General features: G+C 59.3%; 13 protein-coding genes. 2 read left to right on the plus strand and 11 right to left on the minus strand.

Annotation, left to right across the window (positions count from 1 at the left end; all coding sequences use genetic code 11):
* Positions 1-198 precede the first annotated feature (198 nt).
* From OMP38_RS18295 to OMP38_RS18310, 4 genes are all read right to left on the minus strand, one after another.
* Complete coding sequence (locus OMP38_RS18295) at positions 199-1,989, minus strand: type 2 periplasmic-binding domain-containing protein (RefSeq protein WP_277566864.1); 1,791 nt, start codon at positions 1,987-1,989, stop codon at positions 199-201.
* 137 nt (positions 1,990-2,126) lie between these two features.
* Entirely contained in the window at positions 2,127-3,035 is a 909-nt protein-coding gene (locus OMP38_RS18300; RefSeq protein WP_277566389.1) for a carbohydrate ABC transporter permease, read from the minus strand.
* Positions 3,036-3,053: 18 nt separating this feature from the next.
* Positions 3,054-4,022 carry an ABC transporter permease gene (locus OMP38_RS18305; protein WP_277566390.1) on the minus strand — a complete coding sequence of 323 codons (969 nt, stop codon included), beginning with the start codon at positions 4,020-4,022 and terminating at the stop codon, positions 3,054-3,056.
* A 1,092-nt stretch (positions 4,023-5,114) separates the two neighbouring features.
* Complete coding sequence (locus OMP38_RS18310; RefSeq protein ID WP_277566391.1) at positions 5,115-6,362, minus strand: MFS transporter; 1,248 nt, start codon at positions 6,360-6,362, stop codon at positions 5,115-5,117.
* A gap of 263 nt (positions 6,363-6,625) precedes the next feature.
* On the opposite strand from OMP38_RS18310, the gene OMP38_RS18315 reads away from it, so the two are divergent.
* On the plus strand, positions 6,626-7,249 hold the full coding sequence (locus OMP38_RS18315) for a peroxiredoxin family protein (RefSeq protein WP_277566392.1): 624 nt from the start codon (positions 6,626-6,628) through the stop codon (positions 7,247-7,249).
* Between the two features lie 142 nt (positions 7,250-7,391).
* Positions 7,392-8,396 (plus strand): acrylyl-CoA reductase family protein, encoded by a 1,005-nt coding sequence (locus OMP38_RS18320; protein ID WP_277566393.1) that lies wholly within the window; start codon positions 7,392-7,394, stop codon positions 8,394-8,396.
* 71 nt (positions 8,397-8,467) lie between these two features.
* Here the strand turns inward: OMP38_RS18320 and OMP38_RS18325 are convergent, their stop codons facing one another.
* The 7 genes from OMP38_RS18325 to OMP38_RS18355 all read right to left on the minus strand — a co-directional run bounded on the left by OMP38_RS18325 (position 8,468) and on the right by OMP38_RS18355 (position 14,745).
* The gene (locus OMP38_RS18325) at positions 8,468-9,202 is read right to left on the minus strand and encodes a glycerophosphodiester phosphodiesterase (RefSeq protein ID WP_277566394.1); all 735 of its coding nucleotides are present in this window, start codon (positions 9,200-9,202) and stop codon (positions 8,468-8,470) included.
* Between the two features lie 16 nt (positions 9,203-9,218).
* Positions 9,219-10,025, minus strand: coding sequence for a glycerophosphodiester phosphodiesterase (locus OMP38_RS18330; protein WP_277566865.1), 807 nt, complete (start codon positions 10,023-10,025; stop codon positions 9,219-9,221).
* 18 nt (positions 10,026-10,043) lie between these two features.
* A complete protein-coding gene (locus tag OMP38_RS18335; protein ID WP_277566395.1) occupies positions 10,044-11,459 on the minus strand; it encodes an ABC transporter substrate-binding protein in 1,416 nt (471 codons plus the stop codon).
* A gap of 63 nt (positions 11,460-11,522) precedes the next feature.
* On the minus strand, positions 11,523-12,356 hold the full coding sequence (locus OMP38_RS18340; protein ID WP_277566396.1) for a glycerophosphodiester phosphodiesterase: 834 nt from the start codon (positions 12,354-12,356) through the stop codon (positions 11,523-11,525).
* Between the two features lie 125 nt (positions 12,357-12,481).
* The gene (locus OMP38_RS18345; RefSeq protein WP_277566397.1) at positions 12,482-13,303 is read right to left on the minus strand and encodes a carbohydrate ABC transporter permease; all 822 of its coding nucleotides are present in this window, start codon (positions 13,301-13,303) and stop codon (positions 12,482-12,484) included.
* Positions 13,303-14,175 carry a carbohydrate ABC transporter permease gene (locus tag OMP38_RS18350; protein WP_277566398.1) on the minus strand — a complete coding sequence of 291 codons (873 nt, stop codon included), beginning with the start codon at positions 14,173-14,175 and terminating at the stop codon, positions 13,303-13,305. The genes OMP38_RS18345 and OMP38_RS18350 overlap by 1 nt, the downstream gene beginning before the upstream one ends.
* 21 nt (positions 14,176-14,196) lie before the next feature.
* Positions 14,197-14,745, minus strand: a complete 549-nt coding sequence (locus tag OMP38_RS18355) for a glycerol-3-phosphate responsive antiterminator (protein WP_277566399.1) — start codon at positions 14,743-14,745, stop codon at positions 14,197-14,199.
* Between the last annotated feature and the right edge of the window lie 26 nt (positions 14,746-14,771).

A 14,771-nucleotide genomic window follows, 5' to 3' on the forward strand; every position in this document is an offset into this window, starting at 1 on the left:
CAGGTATCGTGACAGAAACAGTTGCGTGCATCCCCTCTCGTCGCGTCGGGCTCGCCGCCCCTGTATACGCTTTCTAGTTTAACAAATTGCGGGGCTTCCCGACAGCGGAAGCCTTTTCCTCGCCGCAATGCCGGAAAAGCTTACCGCCGTCCTCGAACGAGGGCGGCGATAAGCTTCAAGCGGCTGCGGCTTTATTTTTTACTTGGCGCGGTACTCGAATACCTTTTCGTTTTGCGCCTTGTTCCAGTTGTAGACGTCGTCGTAGCCGAGACCTTTGGCTTTCGTGATCATTTCCTTCTTCAGCTTGTCGAACTCGGCCTGGTTTTTCGCGAACACCATCTTCCAGGAGTACTGCTTGATGACCTGCGCGACTTGACCTTGCTTCTGCGACAGGTCGTCGGAGATGACTTCCGGCGCGGTGCCGGTGAAGATCTGCTTGTTGATCGCGATCATGTCGTTCTTCTGCAGGTATTCCTTGGCGCTCGTCGCGCCGCCCATCGCCGCCCGCCAGTTTTCCTCCAGCTTGTTCGGCGCCTGCGACAGCGTCGATGTCCACAGTGTGTAGTCGTACGGATCGCCGGTCTCCGGGTTGATGCTCGTCAGCTTGAGCGTCGAGTTGTTGATCTGGTTCATGCCGTCCTTCCAAGTACCGCCGCCGTATTCGTCAGGCACCTGCGTCGGATTGGACGGGAACGCCTGCTTGCCGAAGTCCGTCAGCACCGGCTTGCCGCCTTCAAGCTTCCAGGCCATACCTTCGGGTCCGTAGTTCGCGACCATCGTGCCTTCCGGGCTGTACAGCCAGTCGATGAACTCGAGCACGCGCTCCGGATGCTTCGCCTTTGCGCCGATCGCCCAGATGCGGTTGCCGCCGTACGGATTGTAGCCGTAGGAGAAGGTGCGCTCCTCTTCGAACGGCACGAGCGCGAAGCCCTTGCCTTCCGCCAGACGCTCAGGCGTATTGTACGTGTTGAGCCACGGGAACCAGGTGAACAGGAGCTGGCCGTCCGTCATCTTGTTGACGACGTCGTCGAACTTCTGCGTCATGGAGTCGGGATCGACGAGCCCCATCTGGTTCGCGTCGAAATACAGCTTCAGGCCGCGCATGTAGAAGCCGTCTTCGTCGAGGACGCCCTGTACTTCGTTCTTGTCAGCCGAGATCAGCGTGAAGCCGCCGGGGTTAAAGCCATCGCCCTCGTCGAAGCCGTTCAGCCCCGCCCATGCCTTCGTGTTCATCATCATATTGCCGTCCCAATCCTGCCACATTGAGAAGGCGTAGGTCGGCTTGCCCGAATCGCTCTTCGGTTCAAGCTCCTGCATCTTCTTGAGCACGGGAAGGTAGTCTTCCATCTTCGTAATCTTAGGGCTGCCGGCCTTCTGGTACAGGTCGAAGCGCAGGTTCGGGTTGTAGGTCATGTCCTTGCCTTCGGACGGGCCCTCGCCCTCGCCGACTTCAAAGCCGATGCCGTATACCTTGGAGCCGCCGCCGAAGTTGACCTTGTTTTTCTCGATCGCTTTGGGCGCATACTTCAGAAGGTTCTGGCCGTACTTGTCCAGCATGCCGTCCTTCGTCCAGTCGAGCAGCATGCCCGCCTTGATCGCATCCTGATACTTTTGGCCGTCGTCGCCGAATACGACCAGGTCGCCCAGGCTGCCCGCGGACATCATCGCGGAGAACTTCACGTCGCCGCCGCCCTCGAGGTTCGAGGAGATAATGTTGAGGTCGAGGTTGAACTTGTCCTTGACGACCTTGGCGAACCAGCCTTGCTGCTCGCCCGAGAAGTTGGACAACATCGAGAACACGTCGATCTTATAGTCGTCGCGCTGAGGCGCGCTCGATGCGGAAGCGCTTGCAGAAGCGCCTGACGATGCCGAGCCGGACGGCGCGGGGGACGGCGAAGCGTTGTTGTTGCTGTTGCCGCCGGAGCAGGCTGCGAGGCTCGTCGCGAGCAGGACGGCGACGGATGCGGTTAGCGCTTTTTTCTTTTTCATCTGAACCACGGGGTAGTCCTCCCTTTGATTGATAGCTATTGGTATCGCGGCTTAACGTGGAGCGGTCTGTCGTTCCGGTCACATCGCGGGCTCCGGACTCACCTCCTTAAATGGGCCCGCCGGGGGGCTGGGAGCCGTCATTCGCTCCTCAGCCCTTGACTGCGCCGATCATGATGCCTTTGACGAAGAAACGCTGGAAGAACGGATACACGAACAAAATGGGGATGACGACGATCATCGAGACGGTCGTGCGGATCGAGGTCGCCGTTTGCATCTTGGACAGGTCGACGTTCGCCGCTCCCCCCGCTGCTGCGGATGATGGCCGCGAGCGAGTTGGATTCGTTCAGGTACTTGTAGAGCACGAATTGAAGCGTATAGTACTTCTGGTTCGTCATCAGGAACACGGTGTCGATAAACGAATTCCACTGCGTCACGGCGGCGAAGATGGCGATGGTGGCGGCGATCGGCATGATGAGCGGCATGATGATGCGGAAGAACAGCGTCATCGTCCCCGCGCCGTCGATCTCGGCCGATTCCTGCAGCACGTCGGGCAGCGACTCGACGAACGTTTTAACCAGGATCACGTAGAACGGCGAGACGATCATCGGCAAAATGTAAGCCATGAAGTTGTTCGTCATGTGCAGCTTCAGCATGATGACGTACCACGGAATGATGCCCGCGTTGAAGTACATCGTGATCATGATGAACCGGTACCAGAACGTGCGCGCCCACATCTTGCGCTTGGTGAAGATGTAGCCGAGGAACGCGGAGCCCGCTACCGTCGCGACGGTTCCGATAACCGTTCGTCCGACGGAGACGAGTGCGGCCTGGGACAGCCCTTTAAGCTTCAGCACCTGGATGTAGTTGTTGAAGTGAATCTCCTTCGGGTACCACATCACGAGCCCTCTCGAGCTCAAATCGTTGCTGCTGATCGTGTTAATGAACAGATAGTAGAACGGGAACAGGCACAGCAGCGTGAAGATGGCGAAGGCCAGATAGTTGAACGTGTGAAATACTTTGTCCCCGGTCGAGCTGCGGATCTTCAAGTTCGGCTCCTCCTTTGCTTAGATGATCGATTCGCCGCGGACCCACTTCGACAGCCGGTTGGCGAAGAACAGCAGCCCGATGCTGATGATCGACTTCAGCATGCTGACGGCCGTCGCGAACGAGAAGTTAGTGCCCAGCATGCCCGTATTGTAGACGTAGAGGTCGAGCACCTCGATATGGTCTTTGTTGATCGGGTTCTGGAAGACGAAATACTGCTCCATCCCGTTGTTGATGAAGTTGGCGATCGAGAGCAGCAGCAGCACGAAGTACGTCGGCATGATGCCAGGCACCGTGATATTCCACATTTGGCGGAACCGTCCTGCGCCGTCGACCTTGGCCGCGTCGTACTGCTCCTGGTCGATCCCGGTGATCGCGGCGATGTACATGATCGCGCCCCATCCGAGTCCCTTCCAGGTAGCCCACAGAATCATGGCGAGCCAGGTGTGACTATCGTTCGCCAAGTAGTTGAAACCGCGGTCCTGGAGGCCGAGCTCGATGAAGAGCCGGTTGATGAGGCCGTTGTCCACGTTGAACATCATGAAGGCGATTGCATAGACGAGCACCCAACTGATGAAGTTAGGCAGCGTCGTCAGAATCTGCACCGTTTTCTTGAAGCGCATCGACCGGATCTCGGACAGCAGGATCGCGAAGGCGACCGGCAGTACCGAGGTCACGATCCCGAGGGTGCTCATGGCGATGGTGTTCTTCATGACGCGCAGCACCTCTTGGGTCTGCGTCGGGTTGGCGAAGATCGAGCGGAACCACTGCAGGCCGACGAACGGCGTGTCGCTCAGCTTGAAGCCCGGGCGATAATTGTAAAGCGAGTAAATCCAGCCGTACAGCGGCATATAGCTGAAAACGAACACGAGTACAAGGAAGGGAAGCGCATACAAAAACAATCTGTAACGTTCCGTGATGCCTCGTCTTCGTGCGGCTGGCTGGGCGACGGTCTGAGGATGCTGCGAGGTGCCGGCAGCCGAATTCATAAGATTCCTCCTTCTGGGTGGCGAGGCGCCGCCTGCGGCGTCAACCTTGACGGCCGACAAGCTTGCGAGGCGCGAGGGCTGCGTTGCGGCTCACGGATGGGTGGAAATCGTTTTCCATGCGACAACTGCGGGAGCCCTTCCCTCTCTTCTACGCTTCTTATTGTATATAGCGCGGCCTATGTAAGGGGATACAAAACGGTCTTTGCGTTCGCGACAGCCGTCGCGAGACATCGAACGGAATTCCTCCCCGCGTGCACGAAATTCTACCTTCGGCGACGGATGAAGCGACGGATGGCCCACTTCCAGGCGCAGTCTTGGTGGGAAATTCGTCGGCTGCGGCGGCTTGCCGGTTATTTTGACGCATTTGAACGATATCCCCTTCGCACAGGAAGAATCTCAGTATGCGGTCCCACCCCGCTACGATTCCTGTCTCGCCTCTGCTCCCGTCATTGCGATAACGGAACCTTTTTCCGTTATGACGGGGCGGATGGCGGCTTACGGGTGCGATAGCGGAACTTTCTTCCTTTATGGCGGAGCAGAAGGCGGCTTGCGGGTGCGTTAGCGGAACTTTCTTCCTTTATGGCGGAGCAGAAGGCGGCTTGCGGGTGCGTTAGCGGAGCTTTCTTCCGTTATGGCGGAGCAAATGGCGGCTTGCGGGTGCGTTAGCGGAGCTTTCTTCCGTTATGGCGGAGCAAATGGCGGCTTGCGGGTGCGTTAGCGGAGCTTTCTTCCGTTATGGCGGAGCAAATGGCGGCTTGCGGGTGCGATAGCGGAGCTTTTTTCCGTTATGGTGGGACAGAAGGCGGCTTGCGGGTGCGATAGCGGAACTTTCTTCCGTTATGGCGGGGCAGAAGGCGGCTTGCGGGTGCGTTAGCGTAACTTTCTTCCGTTATGGCGGAGCAGAAGGCGGCTTGCGGGTGCGATAGGGGAACTTTCTTCCGTTATGGCGGAGCAGATGGCGGTTTACGGGTGCGATAGCTGAGCTTTTTTCCACTATGGCGAGGCAGGTGGGGACGCAAATAGCATGCGAACGCAAAGAGGCACCCTCTCTCCGCTAATCGGCGAAGACGAAGGTGCCCGCAATCTATATAACTAAGCGGCTCGCTTGCGGTCGGACGGCAGCAGCATGGCGAGGAAGCCGACGAGCGGCAGGACGCCGATCGTGCGCATGACCTCGGACATGCCGTAGACGTCGGCGGCTTTGCCGAGCACGACCGCGCCGATGGCGCCCATGCCGAAGGCGAGGCCGGTCGTGAGGCCGGAGGCCATGCCGACCTTGGTGGGCAGCAGGTGCTGCGCGTAGACGACGGCGACGGAGAAGCCGGACAGCAGGATGAAGCCCATGATCGCGATGACCGGATAGACGGCCCACAACGGCACGTACGGCAGCGCAAGCGAGAAAGGCAGCGCGCCCACGATCGAGAGCACGATCATTTTTTTCAGCCCGATCCGGTCCGCCATGACGCCGCCGAAGAAGGTGCCCGCCACGCCGGCAGCGAGGAACAGGAACAGCGGGATCTGGGCGGACGACTTGGACAAGCCGTAGTGATCGATCAGGTAAAACTGGTAAAACCCGCTGATGCCCGAATGATACCAGGAGCGGCCGAAAACGATGAAGACGAGCAGCGTCATGGCGAACAGCGCCCGCGGATGGTTGGTCAGCTCGGCGACGCCCGCCGCTCCGGCTTTGCGCTTCGCGGTGGCCGCCTCGCTTTTCTCCCGCCAAGCGTTCAGCTGTCCCTTGTACCATGGCGTCAGCCACAGCAAGGCCGCGATGGCGAATGCCGCGAACAGCGTCCCCCAGATCGCGCCGTGCTGACCGAAGGGGATAAAGATCGCCGCGGCCATGAGCGGCGCGAGCGAGCTGCCGGCGTTGCCCCCGACCTGGTAGATCGATTGGGCCAGTCCCCGCTTGCCGCCCGCCGCGAAGTAGACGACGCGCGAGCCTTCGGGGTGGAAGATGGACGACCCGAGACCGATAAACATGACCGCGAGCAGCACGCTCCAGAACGCGGGCGCGAAGGCAATGCCGACCATGCCGATCAGGCTGAGGCACATGCCGAGCGGCAGCAGGTAAGGCCGCGCGGTCTTATCCGTATAGGATCCGACGACCGGCTGCATGACCGACGACGTCATATTGAGCGCGAACGTAATCCAGCCCACTTGGGCGAACGACAGGCTCAGCGACTTTTCGAGAACGGTGAACATCGCGGGTACGACCGCTTGCATCGAATCGTTCATCATATGAACGAAGCTGATGCAGAGCAGCACGGGCATGACGGCGAGAGAGGCGTCGCGGGCGCTGCCCGGCTCGGCGCGCGTCGATACGGTGGATGCCATGAATGATTCCTTCTTTCGGGTTTTTCCGTTTGATGAGATTAAAGTTTAGGAGCCGTAGGCCGCGAAGTCAAGCGAAGAATATCGATCGGGGCCATCGGAATAAAGCATTCCTAACCCGACGGGGCTTGAAGCGTCCTGTGCCTCTAACAAACCGTTGAGGGATTGTCGGCCTGGGAAGCGGACATATTGACTAATGAGACGCTCTTTCTGCTTCGTGACCAAGGACGTTTCTTTGATAATGACAATGGGAGGCAGGGCCGAACGTGCAAAAGCCAGTGATACGCGATTGGGTGATGCTCGCCGTCTTCGTGACGGCTGCGATTGGATTGCTGCTATTTCACCGCGGACCCGCGCAAGCTGCGCAGAGCCGCGAGTCGTCCGTACAGAACGAGCAAGTCAGCGCAGCGGCTGTCGTTCGCAACGTCTCGCTCTCGGCCCGTCCCGCGGCGCCAAAGCTTCTGGCCATGGCCCCGGACTTCTCGCTCGAAGGCTTGGACGGCGTCACGCATTCCTTGTCCGACTATCGGGGCAAGCCCGTCGTCCTGAACTTTTGGGCTTCCTGGTGCGGTCCGTGCAGAGCGGAGGCCTCTGCCCTCGTCAAGACCGCAGCGCAGTACAAAGACAAAGCGACCGTCGTGGCCGTCAATCTGACCGCCTCCGACGACGAATCCGCCGCGAGGTCTTTCGCCTCCGATCAACGCTTCGCGTTTCCCGTGCTGCTTGACCGCCTGGGCACCGTGGGAGAGCTGTACCGCATCCGTCCGATCCCGACGACGCTGTTCATCGATGCCCAAGGCGTCGTCGCGGACGAAGCGCTCGGGGCGCTCGGCGAGGAAGAGTTCGCACGGCGGATAGAGGCGCTGCTCAAGCCGGCGGATCGGGGTTAGCGGAGCGGCGTTAGCGCCGTGCGCCGGCGCCGCAATGCCATTGCAACCTGTTCCCGAGCGGTTAAAATGAAGGAATACGGTCTTGCGCTTGCAGCGAAGCGCGGGAATGGCCGTGCCATCACCGCCGGGGGAGGCATGCGATATGGAGCAATATCGGGCTTTGGTAGCGAGATTAAGCGGCGAAGAGGTACTTTCTTCGGTCGAACGATTAGAAATACCGCCCCTTCAGGACGGCGATGTGCGCATTCGGGTCTCGTACTCCAGCGTGAACTTCAAGGACGCCCTCGCGGTCAGCCCGCGCGGCAACGTGGTGAAGCGCTATCCGCACGTGCCGGGCATCGACCTTGCCGGCACGGTCGCAGCTTCGAAGGACGCGCGATTCCGCGAAGGAGATCCGGTGCTCGTCACCGGCTTCGGCCTCGGCGTATCCGCGGACGGCGGCTACGCCGAGTTCGCGCAGGTGCCGGCCGACTGGGTCGTCCCGCTGCCCGCCGGCCTCGCCGCCCAGGAGGCGATGGCGTTCGGCACGGCCGGATTCACGGCCGCGCTGTCGGTCCTTCGCCTGGAGGAGGCCGGCCTCGCGCCCGGACAAGGCCCCGTGCTGGTGACGGGCGCCACCGGCGGCGTCGGCAGCGTCGCGGTCTCGATGCTCGCCGGCCTCGGATACGAGGTGGCGGCCAGCTCGCGCAAGGCCGACGCCGAGGCGCAGGCGTTCCTGCGGGGGCTCGGCGCGAGCGAGCTCCTGCCGCCGGAGGCGCTGCGCATGCCGGAAGGCAAGGCGATCGCGCGCGAGCGCTGGGCCGGCGTCGTCGACCCCGTCGGCGGCCCGGCGCTGCGCGACGTGCTCGGCACGGTCCGCTACGGCGGCGGCGTCGCGCTGAGCGGATTCACGGGCGGCGCGGACTTCGCCGCGAACGTCTATCCGTTCATCCTGCGCGGCGTGAGGCTGCTCGGCATCGATTCGGTGCTCTGCCCGATGCCCGAGCGGCTGCGCGTCTGGGAGCGGATGGCCGGCGATCTGAAGCCCGCCGGGCTGCTGGACGCGATCGCGCGCGAAGCGACGCTCGAGGAGCTGCCGGGCGCGCTTCGCGCCATCCTGCGCGGCGAGATGCGCGGCCGCGTCATCGTCGCCATAGCAACCGCCTAAGGGCGAAAAGAGACCTTGGGGGGCAAGCCCCTCAAGGTCTCTTTCGCCTGCTCAAAAAACAGCCCGTCCGCTCATAACGCCCTATCTCGAACCGCCCTCAATCTGCCGGGATAATCCGTAATAATGCCGGATACCTCCGCTGCGATCAATGCGTCCCATTCCGCCTTGCCATTCACCGTGTACGGGTACACCCTTAAGCCCGCGCGCATCGCGTCTGCAATATCTTCGTCCCCTAGCCATCGATGGTCAGGATGCAGCGAGTATACCTCGCTCCCGAACGAAGTCGCGATCAGGGAATGACGCCGGAAGTCAGCCGCATACAGCAGACCGATTCGCAGCGACGGCGCTGCCTGCTTGAGCCTCGCCAATGCCTTGTGATCGAAGGAGGAGACGACTACGCCGTCCTGCCTGCGATAGGTCGCCAGCAGCTGGCGCAGTCGCTTCTCCAGCCGAATGCTGTACCGACACTTTACTTCGATATTGATCATGATGCCGGCAGGAACGAGCGCGAGCACTTCTTCGAGCAGAGGCAGCTTCTCCGATGCGTAGCGCGGGTCGAACCAGCTCCCGGCGTCCAGCCCCTTCAGCTCGGCGACCGTCAACAGCGCGATCGATCCCGCTCCGTCGGTCGTCCGGTCTACCGTCGGATCGTGACAAACGACGATCTCTCCGTCCGCCGACAGATGGATATCGAGCTCCACGGCATCCGCGCCTTGCGTCACCGCGGTCCGGAAGGACGCCAGCGTATTCTCCGGCGCCTCTCCGGCCGCGCCGCGATGGCCGATAATCAAAGTTCTTTTGCCCATTCGCTGCGACCTCTGTTCAAGGCCGGCGCATCGGATAGAACCGGTTGGGATAATGCGTCATGACGCCGTCCACGCCCATCTCTATCATTTGCCGCATTTCCGCCTCTTCGTCCGTCTCGCCGACCGACCAGACCACCACTTCAACGCCATGCTCATGACAGGAGCGGACCATCTCGGGCGTGACCGCCGTCGAATAAGGATGAATTTGTCTCGCTCCCGTTCGCTTCGCATAAGCGCCCGGATCGTACAGCCTGTCCGCCGTCGTGATCGCCGCAAACGCCAATGCCGGATAGGCCGCGCTCAAATCGTGCACATATTCATGATCGAAGCTGGAGATGACAGCATGCTCCTGCATGCCGTATTCCACGATCATCTCTGCGACAAGCCGCCCCATATCCGGATTGGACGCCCGCGTGCCTTTCATTTCCACGATGACGCGTACCGCTTGGTTGCCGACCAGACCGAACAGGTCCGCGAGCTTCGGTATCTCCTGAAACCCGATGGCTTCCGCCCGCTCCCCGGGTCTAGGCTTGGATACGAACAACTGAGGGACCGTCCCTGGCTCCGCCTCCTCCCGAAAAGCATGCGCCGCATTAAAGCTCCTCAGCTCTTCGTACGTAAAATCTCTGATTTTTCCCGTGCCGTCCGTCGTCCGGCCGATATCGTCGTCATGGCTCAGCACGATGACGCCGTCCTTCGTCAGATGGGCATCCACTTCGATGCCCTCCGCGCCGGCCTCGATCGCCTTGCGGTATGCCAGCAGCGTATTTTCCGGATAAATGCCGCTGTAGCCCATCGCCGCGATGATTTGCGTATGTCCCATTTTCACGCCCCCGCCGCCTTATTTGCCGATGCTTGCGTTGTAATCCGCCAGCGACTTGTTCACGTCGGCCGCGAACTTCTCGGTCGCCTGCTCCGGCGTCTGCGCGCCCGCCAGAATCTTGTCCATGTTCTCCTCGAAGCTCAGGCGCGCTTCGGGCATGACGCCGAACACGGCGCCTTGCGTGAAGTTGTTGTTCGGATAAGCCTTCTCCTGGTTCAACGACACCTGGATCGCAGGGTTGACCTTGAGGTAGTCTTGAACTTCCGGCATCTCGTACGAGCCTTTATTGATTGCAATGTCGCCGGTCCTTAGCGTCCATTTGGCTTGTACTTCTTTGGAAGCCATGTACTTGATGAATTCCCACGAGGCCTTCTTTTTCGCTTCGTCCTTGTGATCGATCATCCAGAAGGAGGCGCCGGCCAGCAGCGAGCCGCCTTCCGCGGTCTTGTCCAGCATCGGAAAGTAGCCTACGCCCAATTTGAACTTGCCGTTGATCGCCGCCGTCGCATAGTTGTAATAACCCGACACGAAGGGCAGCATGGCGACCTTGCCGGCCACGAACGCCTGATAACCTGCGCTCAGGTCTTTGCCGAAATTGACGACGCTCTCCTGCTTGGCGAACGATTGCCATTCCTTGAATACATTCAGCAATGCGCCGTTCTTGTCGGCCTCAAGCGCGGTCGCCCGGCCGGAGCGTCCGTTGTCATTGTTGACGTACAGCTTGCCCTGGCCCGCGATCAGCTGCTCCATGAACCAGCCGTACACGCTGATCGTCGCGCCGTAACGCGTCACCTTGCCGTTCTTTTTCACCATCAGCTTCTGCGCGGCGTCCTTGAATTCGGCATACGTGCGCGGCGGCGACTCCGGATCGAGCCCCGCTTCTTCAAAGGCCGTCTTGTTATAGAACAATACCGCTTGCCCGTAGTTGAACGGCATGGACCACAAGGCATGGTCCACCGTGTAGTAGGACCGGGCCATATCGTTCAGCTGGTTCAGATCAAAGCCGTCCGCCGCCGCGTAATCCTGAACCGGAACCGCATAGCCGCTATCGAGCATATAACGCGTGCCGGCTTCGTACATGTGCAGAACGTCCGGACCTGAGCCGCTGGCCATGGAAGATTTGAACTTCGTCAAGGTTTCGTCGTAAGTCCCTTGGAATTGGCTGGTCACATGCACTTTATTTTGAGACGCATTGTATTCCGCGATGATCTCTTCCAGCGTCTTGTAGATTTCACCGGTAAAGGAGTTCCAGAACACGATCTCCGTCGGCTTGCCGTTGTCCGCCGGCGCTTGCGCGCTTGCGGCACTCGCGCTGCCCGTCGGCTCGGCGCCGTCGGCCGCAGCCGAAATAGCGGTCGTATTTTGCGTGTTTCCGCAGGCCGCCAGCATCCCCGCCAGACATCCTGTCATGATTAAGGCCGTTGTTTTTTTCATTCGTATTCATTCTCCTATCCATCCTGGAATTGTCTCTATGCGAATCGGGCGAGGCACAGATTGTTACAAATCCGCCAATAGCGTGTTCACCAGTCCTGGATCATGGGTGACGATCCCATCCACGCCATACGCCAGCAGCTCCCGATTATACGGCGCCGTATCCGTTCTTCTTGGGGACCAGACGCACAATTCGATGCCATGCCGTGCGCAAGACCGGATCGTCCTCGTTATATCGTCTATCTGCAGGAAGCTGTTTTGCAGCATCGATGCGCCCAGCGCCTTTACGTATCGGCCTGCATCGTGCAGTTGGCCAATGAACATGACCGCATATCGAATATCGGGCGCCTTGACACTTAGTGCGTGAATATATTCGTGGTCGAACGATGACACGTAACAGCGGTCTTCCAGTCCGTATTGCCGAATCAAGGCACAGATGGCCGCACCGATGCCGGCCTCCGCGTCCTTGCGGCTCTTAATCTCGATAATGGCCGCGCCGCCGTTTATCTTGAGCAGCGCCAGCAGATCCTCAAGCCTTGGTATGCGGCTAAAGGGCAGGTCGATGCCTGCTTGCAGGTCAGAGACGGGGGTAAAGGAGAAGTGCTCAAAGCCTCTGGAACCTAGGCCCCCCGGCTTGAAGGCCGCGCCGCTTCGAAAATGCCCGGCAGCATCAAACACCCTCAATTCTTCATAGGTGTACGCGTCCAGCCTGCCGATTCCATCCGTGGTGCGGTCAATGCTGTCATCATGGCTCAGCACGACGATCCGATCCTTCGTGAAACGCGCATCTACCTCCACAAGGTCGGCTCCGGCGGCGAAAGCTCGTTCGTAGGCCAGCATCGTGTTTTCCGGATAGCGCAGGCTGAAGCCCATGGCAGCGATATTTTTGATTTTTTTCATACGGCCTGCTGCTCCCTTTCCCTAATGAACGGAATGAATACCGATATATAAAGCTCGCTCCGGGGCCTAAAGGTTCGCCCTGTGTCCGCATCACCTCCTATACGTCCTGTACGTTTTCGCGTCGTCTAGCCCTTGACCGCGCCGGCCGCCAATCCCGATACCAATTGCTTCTGACCCATGTAGACGATGACGATCGACGGCAGCAGCGTGATCGTGACGGCCGCCATGATCGGACCGTACGTGGTCGAGTACGTATCGTGCATCATCGAAATGCCGATCTGGATCGTGCGCTTTTTCTCATCGTTCGTGACCAGCAGAGGCCATAAATAATCGTTCCACGAGAAGATGAAGCCGATCATGGCACAGGAACTGATCATCGCCCGATTGACGGGCACGACAATTCGTGTCATGAACTTGAAGTCCGTACAGCCGTCCATGCTGGCCGCCTCCCGAAGCTCGGCAGGCTGATGCATGAAGCTCTGTCTTAAATTAAAAATCGTAAACGCCGAGGCGGCGGCGGGCAAAATCAATGCCAGGTACGTGTCCATCAAATCCAGCCGGCTGATCGTCGTGAAGTTTGCCAGAACTATCGATTGTGCCGGGATCATCATGGAAGACAAAATCAGATAGAACAGCGCGGACTTGCCTCTGAACCGGAAGAAAGCGAAGGCGAAGGCCGCTGCGATTCCGATCGCCAGCTGCAGCAATGTGATCGCGGCGGAGACGAAAACGGAATTGGCAAAAAAGTGAAGCAGCGGCACCATGCGTAGCGCTTCGGCGTAATTCGCCCAATGGATCGGCGCGGGTATCCATTGAATGCCCGTCTCGTACATCTGGGCGGGGGACATCAGGCTCATCAGCAGCGCGTACAGTACCGGAAAAGCGATCAGCAGCCCGGCGACGAGATTGAACAGCAGGCTGCGGTGCATAGGCAGAGCTTGTCTCATCAGTAGCTGACCTTCTTCTCCATATAGAATTGAATGCGGGTGATCGCGAGGATTACTACGAACAGGAATACGGATTGCGCATACGCCAACCCAAAATGACTTTTCCGCAGCGCATCCAGGTAAATGTTGTAGCTGATAATGCCGGTGCTGTTGTACGGCCCGCCGGCGGTCAGCACATGGATCTGGGCGAACGCCTGAAAGGCAACGATGGCATTGACGATAACGAGGAAAAACAAGGTTGGCGAGACGCCGGGCAAGCTGACCATCCATTGCTTCTTCCAGTAGCCCGCCCCGTCGACTTCCGCCGCTTCGTACAAGCTACGGTCCACCCCTTTAAGGGCAGCGAGCAAAATAATATAATTCAGCGATGCATTCTGCCATACGGTCACCATGATCACGGCCGCCATCGCCCATTTGGGGCTATTCAGCCAATTGATATCCGTGCCGAGCGCCTCGTTCAGCAGCCCGTTGACCGGATGCAGCACGAAGCTGAAGACGACGGCGATCGCCGCTGAAGAGACGGCCATCGGAAGCGTGTAGACGGTCTTGAAGATCGTGTAGCCGCGCCGATCCGAGTTGACCAGCAGCGCCATGAAGAATCCCGCGACGAGCGAGCCCGTCAGGACGGCGATGGAAAACTTGAACGTAACGAGGAGCATGTCGTAAAAGTCGGGGGACACGAACATGGACGTATAGTTCGACATGCCGTTCCACTTCACGAACCCGCCCGCAGGCGAAGTAAGGCTCAAGCTGAGCACCATCGTTTTCGCGAACGGGTAATAAACGAACAACAGCAGCAACAGTACGGCAGGCGCGATGTACACATAAGGCTTTATTAAGGCGCCCGAGTTCCCAAGCTTGCGACTTCGCATGTCAAGTCTCCTTCGGCTGCTTCACCAGAACTTTGTATCTCCGATGGAAATGTGGTCGGCTCCGCTCTCCAGCATTTCCTGAATCTCCGCCTCGGTGCGAATCAATCCGCCTACGATCAAGGGGACTTGAATCCGCTGCTTGATCTCCCGGATCACCCGGGGCATCAATCCCGGCATGATCTCGATCTCGTCGGGCTGCGATTGTGCGACCATTTTAATGGCGGTCTCAACGGCAGCGGTGTCGATCGCAAACACGCGCTGTATAGAGCGCATCCCCGCCTTTCTGGCAGCCGCGATCGTATTCGTCCTCGTCGAAATGATCCCGTCGACCGCGAACGCATCGGCCAGATACTGGATGGCGCTATTGTCGCGGCCAATGCCGGCGACCATCTCGATATGAACGTAAACCTGCTTGCCTGCCTGATGCAGGTCGCGGACGATGCCGGACAGTTGCAAAATATCGCCTGTCATCAGGTTGACGCGTTTTACGCAGCTTTTCATTACGGTTTCAAGCTGTTCGGGCTTCGTGATAGAAGCGATGATCGGCAATGAGCTGCGTTGTTCGGTCATGGATGGTGCCTCCCCGGATTGAATTC

It is taken from the genome of Cohnella ginsengisoli, assembly GCF_029525555.1.
In the GTDB taxonomy this organism is placed as follows: domain Bacteria; phylum Bacillota; class Bacilli; order Paenibacillales; family Paenibacillaceae; genus Cohnella; species Cohnella ginsengisoli.

Coding starts and splice junctions, on each gene's coding strand:
- OMP38_RS18295 (WP_277566864.1), bottom strand. CDS start 1,989: ATGAAAAAGAAAAAAGCGCTAACCGCATCCGTCGCCGTCCTGCTCGCG.
- OMP38_RS18305 (WP_277566390.1), bottom strand. CDS start 4,022: ATGAATTCGGCTGCCGGCACCTCGCAGCATCCTCAGACCGTCGCCCAG.
- OMP38_RS18310 (WP_277566391.1), bottom strand. CDS start 6,362: ATGGCATCCACCGTATCGACGCGCGCCGAGCCGGGCAGCGCCCGCGAC.
- OMP38_RS18320 (WP_277566393.1), top strand. CDS start 7,392: ATGGAGCAATATCGGGCTTTGGTAGCGAGATTAAGCGGCGAAGAGGTA.
- OMP38_RS18325 (WP_277566394.1), bottom strand. CDS start 9,202: ATGGGCAAAAGAACTTTGATTATCGGCCATCGCGGCGCGGCCGGAGAG.
- OMP38_RS18330 (WP_277566865.1), bottom strand. CDS start 10,025: ATGGGACATACGCAAATCATCGCGGCGATGGGCTACAGCGGCATTTAT.
- OMP38_RS18335 (WP_277566395.1), bottom strand. CDS start 11,459: ATGAAAAAAACAACGGCCTTAATCATGACAGGATGTCTGGCGGGGATG.
- OMP38_RS18340 (WP_277566396.1), bottom strand. CDS start 12,356: ATGAAAAAAATCAAAAATATCGCTGCCATGGGCTTCAGCCTGCGCTAT.
- OMP38_RS18345 (WP_277566397.1), bottom strand. CDS start 13,303: ATGAGACAAGCTCTGCCTATGCACCGCAGCCTGCTGTTCAATCTCGTC.
- OMP38_RS18350 (WP_277566398.1), bottom strand. CDS start 14,175: ATGCGAAGTCGCAAGCTTGGGAACTCGGGCGCCTTAATAAAGCCTTAT.
- OMP38_RS18355 (WP_277566399.1), bottom strand. CDS start 14,745: ATGACCGAACAACGCAGCTCATTGCCGATCATCGCTTCTATCACGAAG.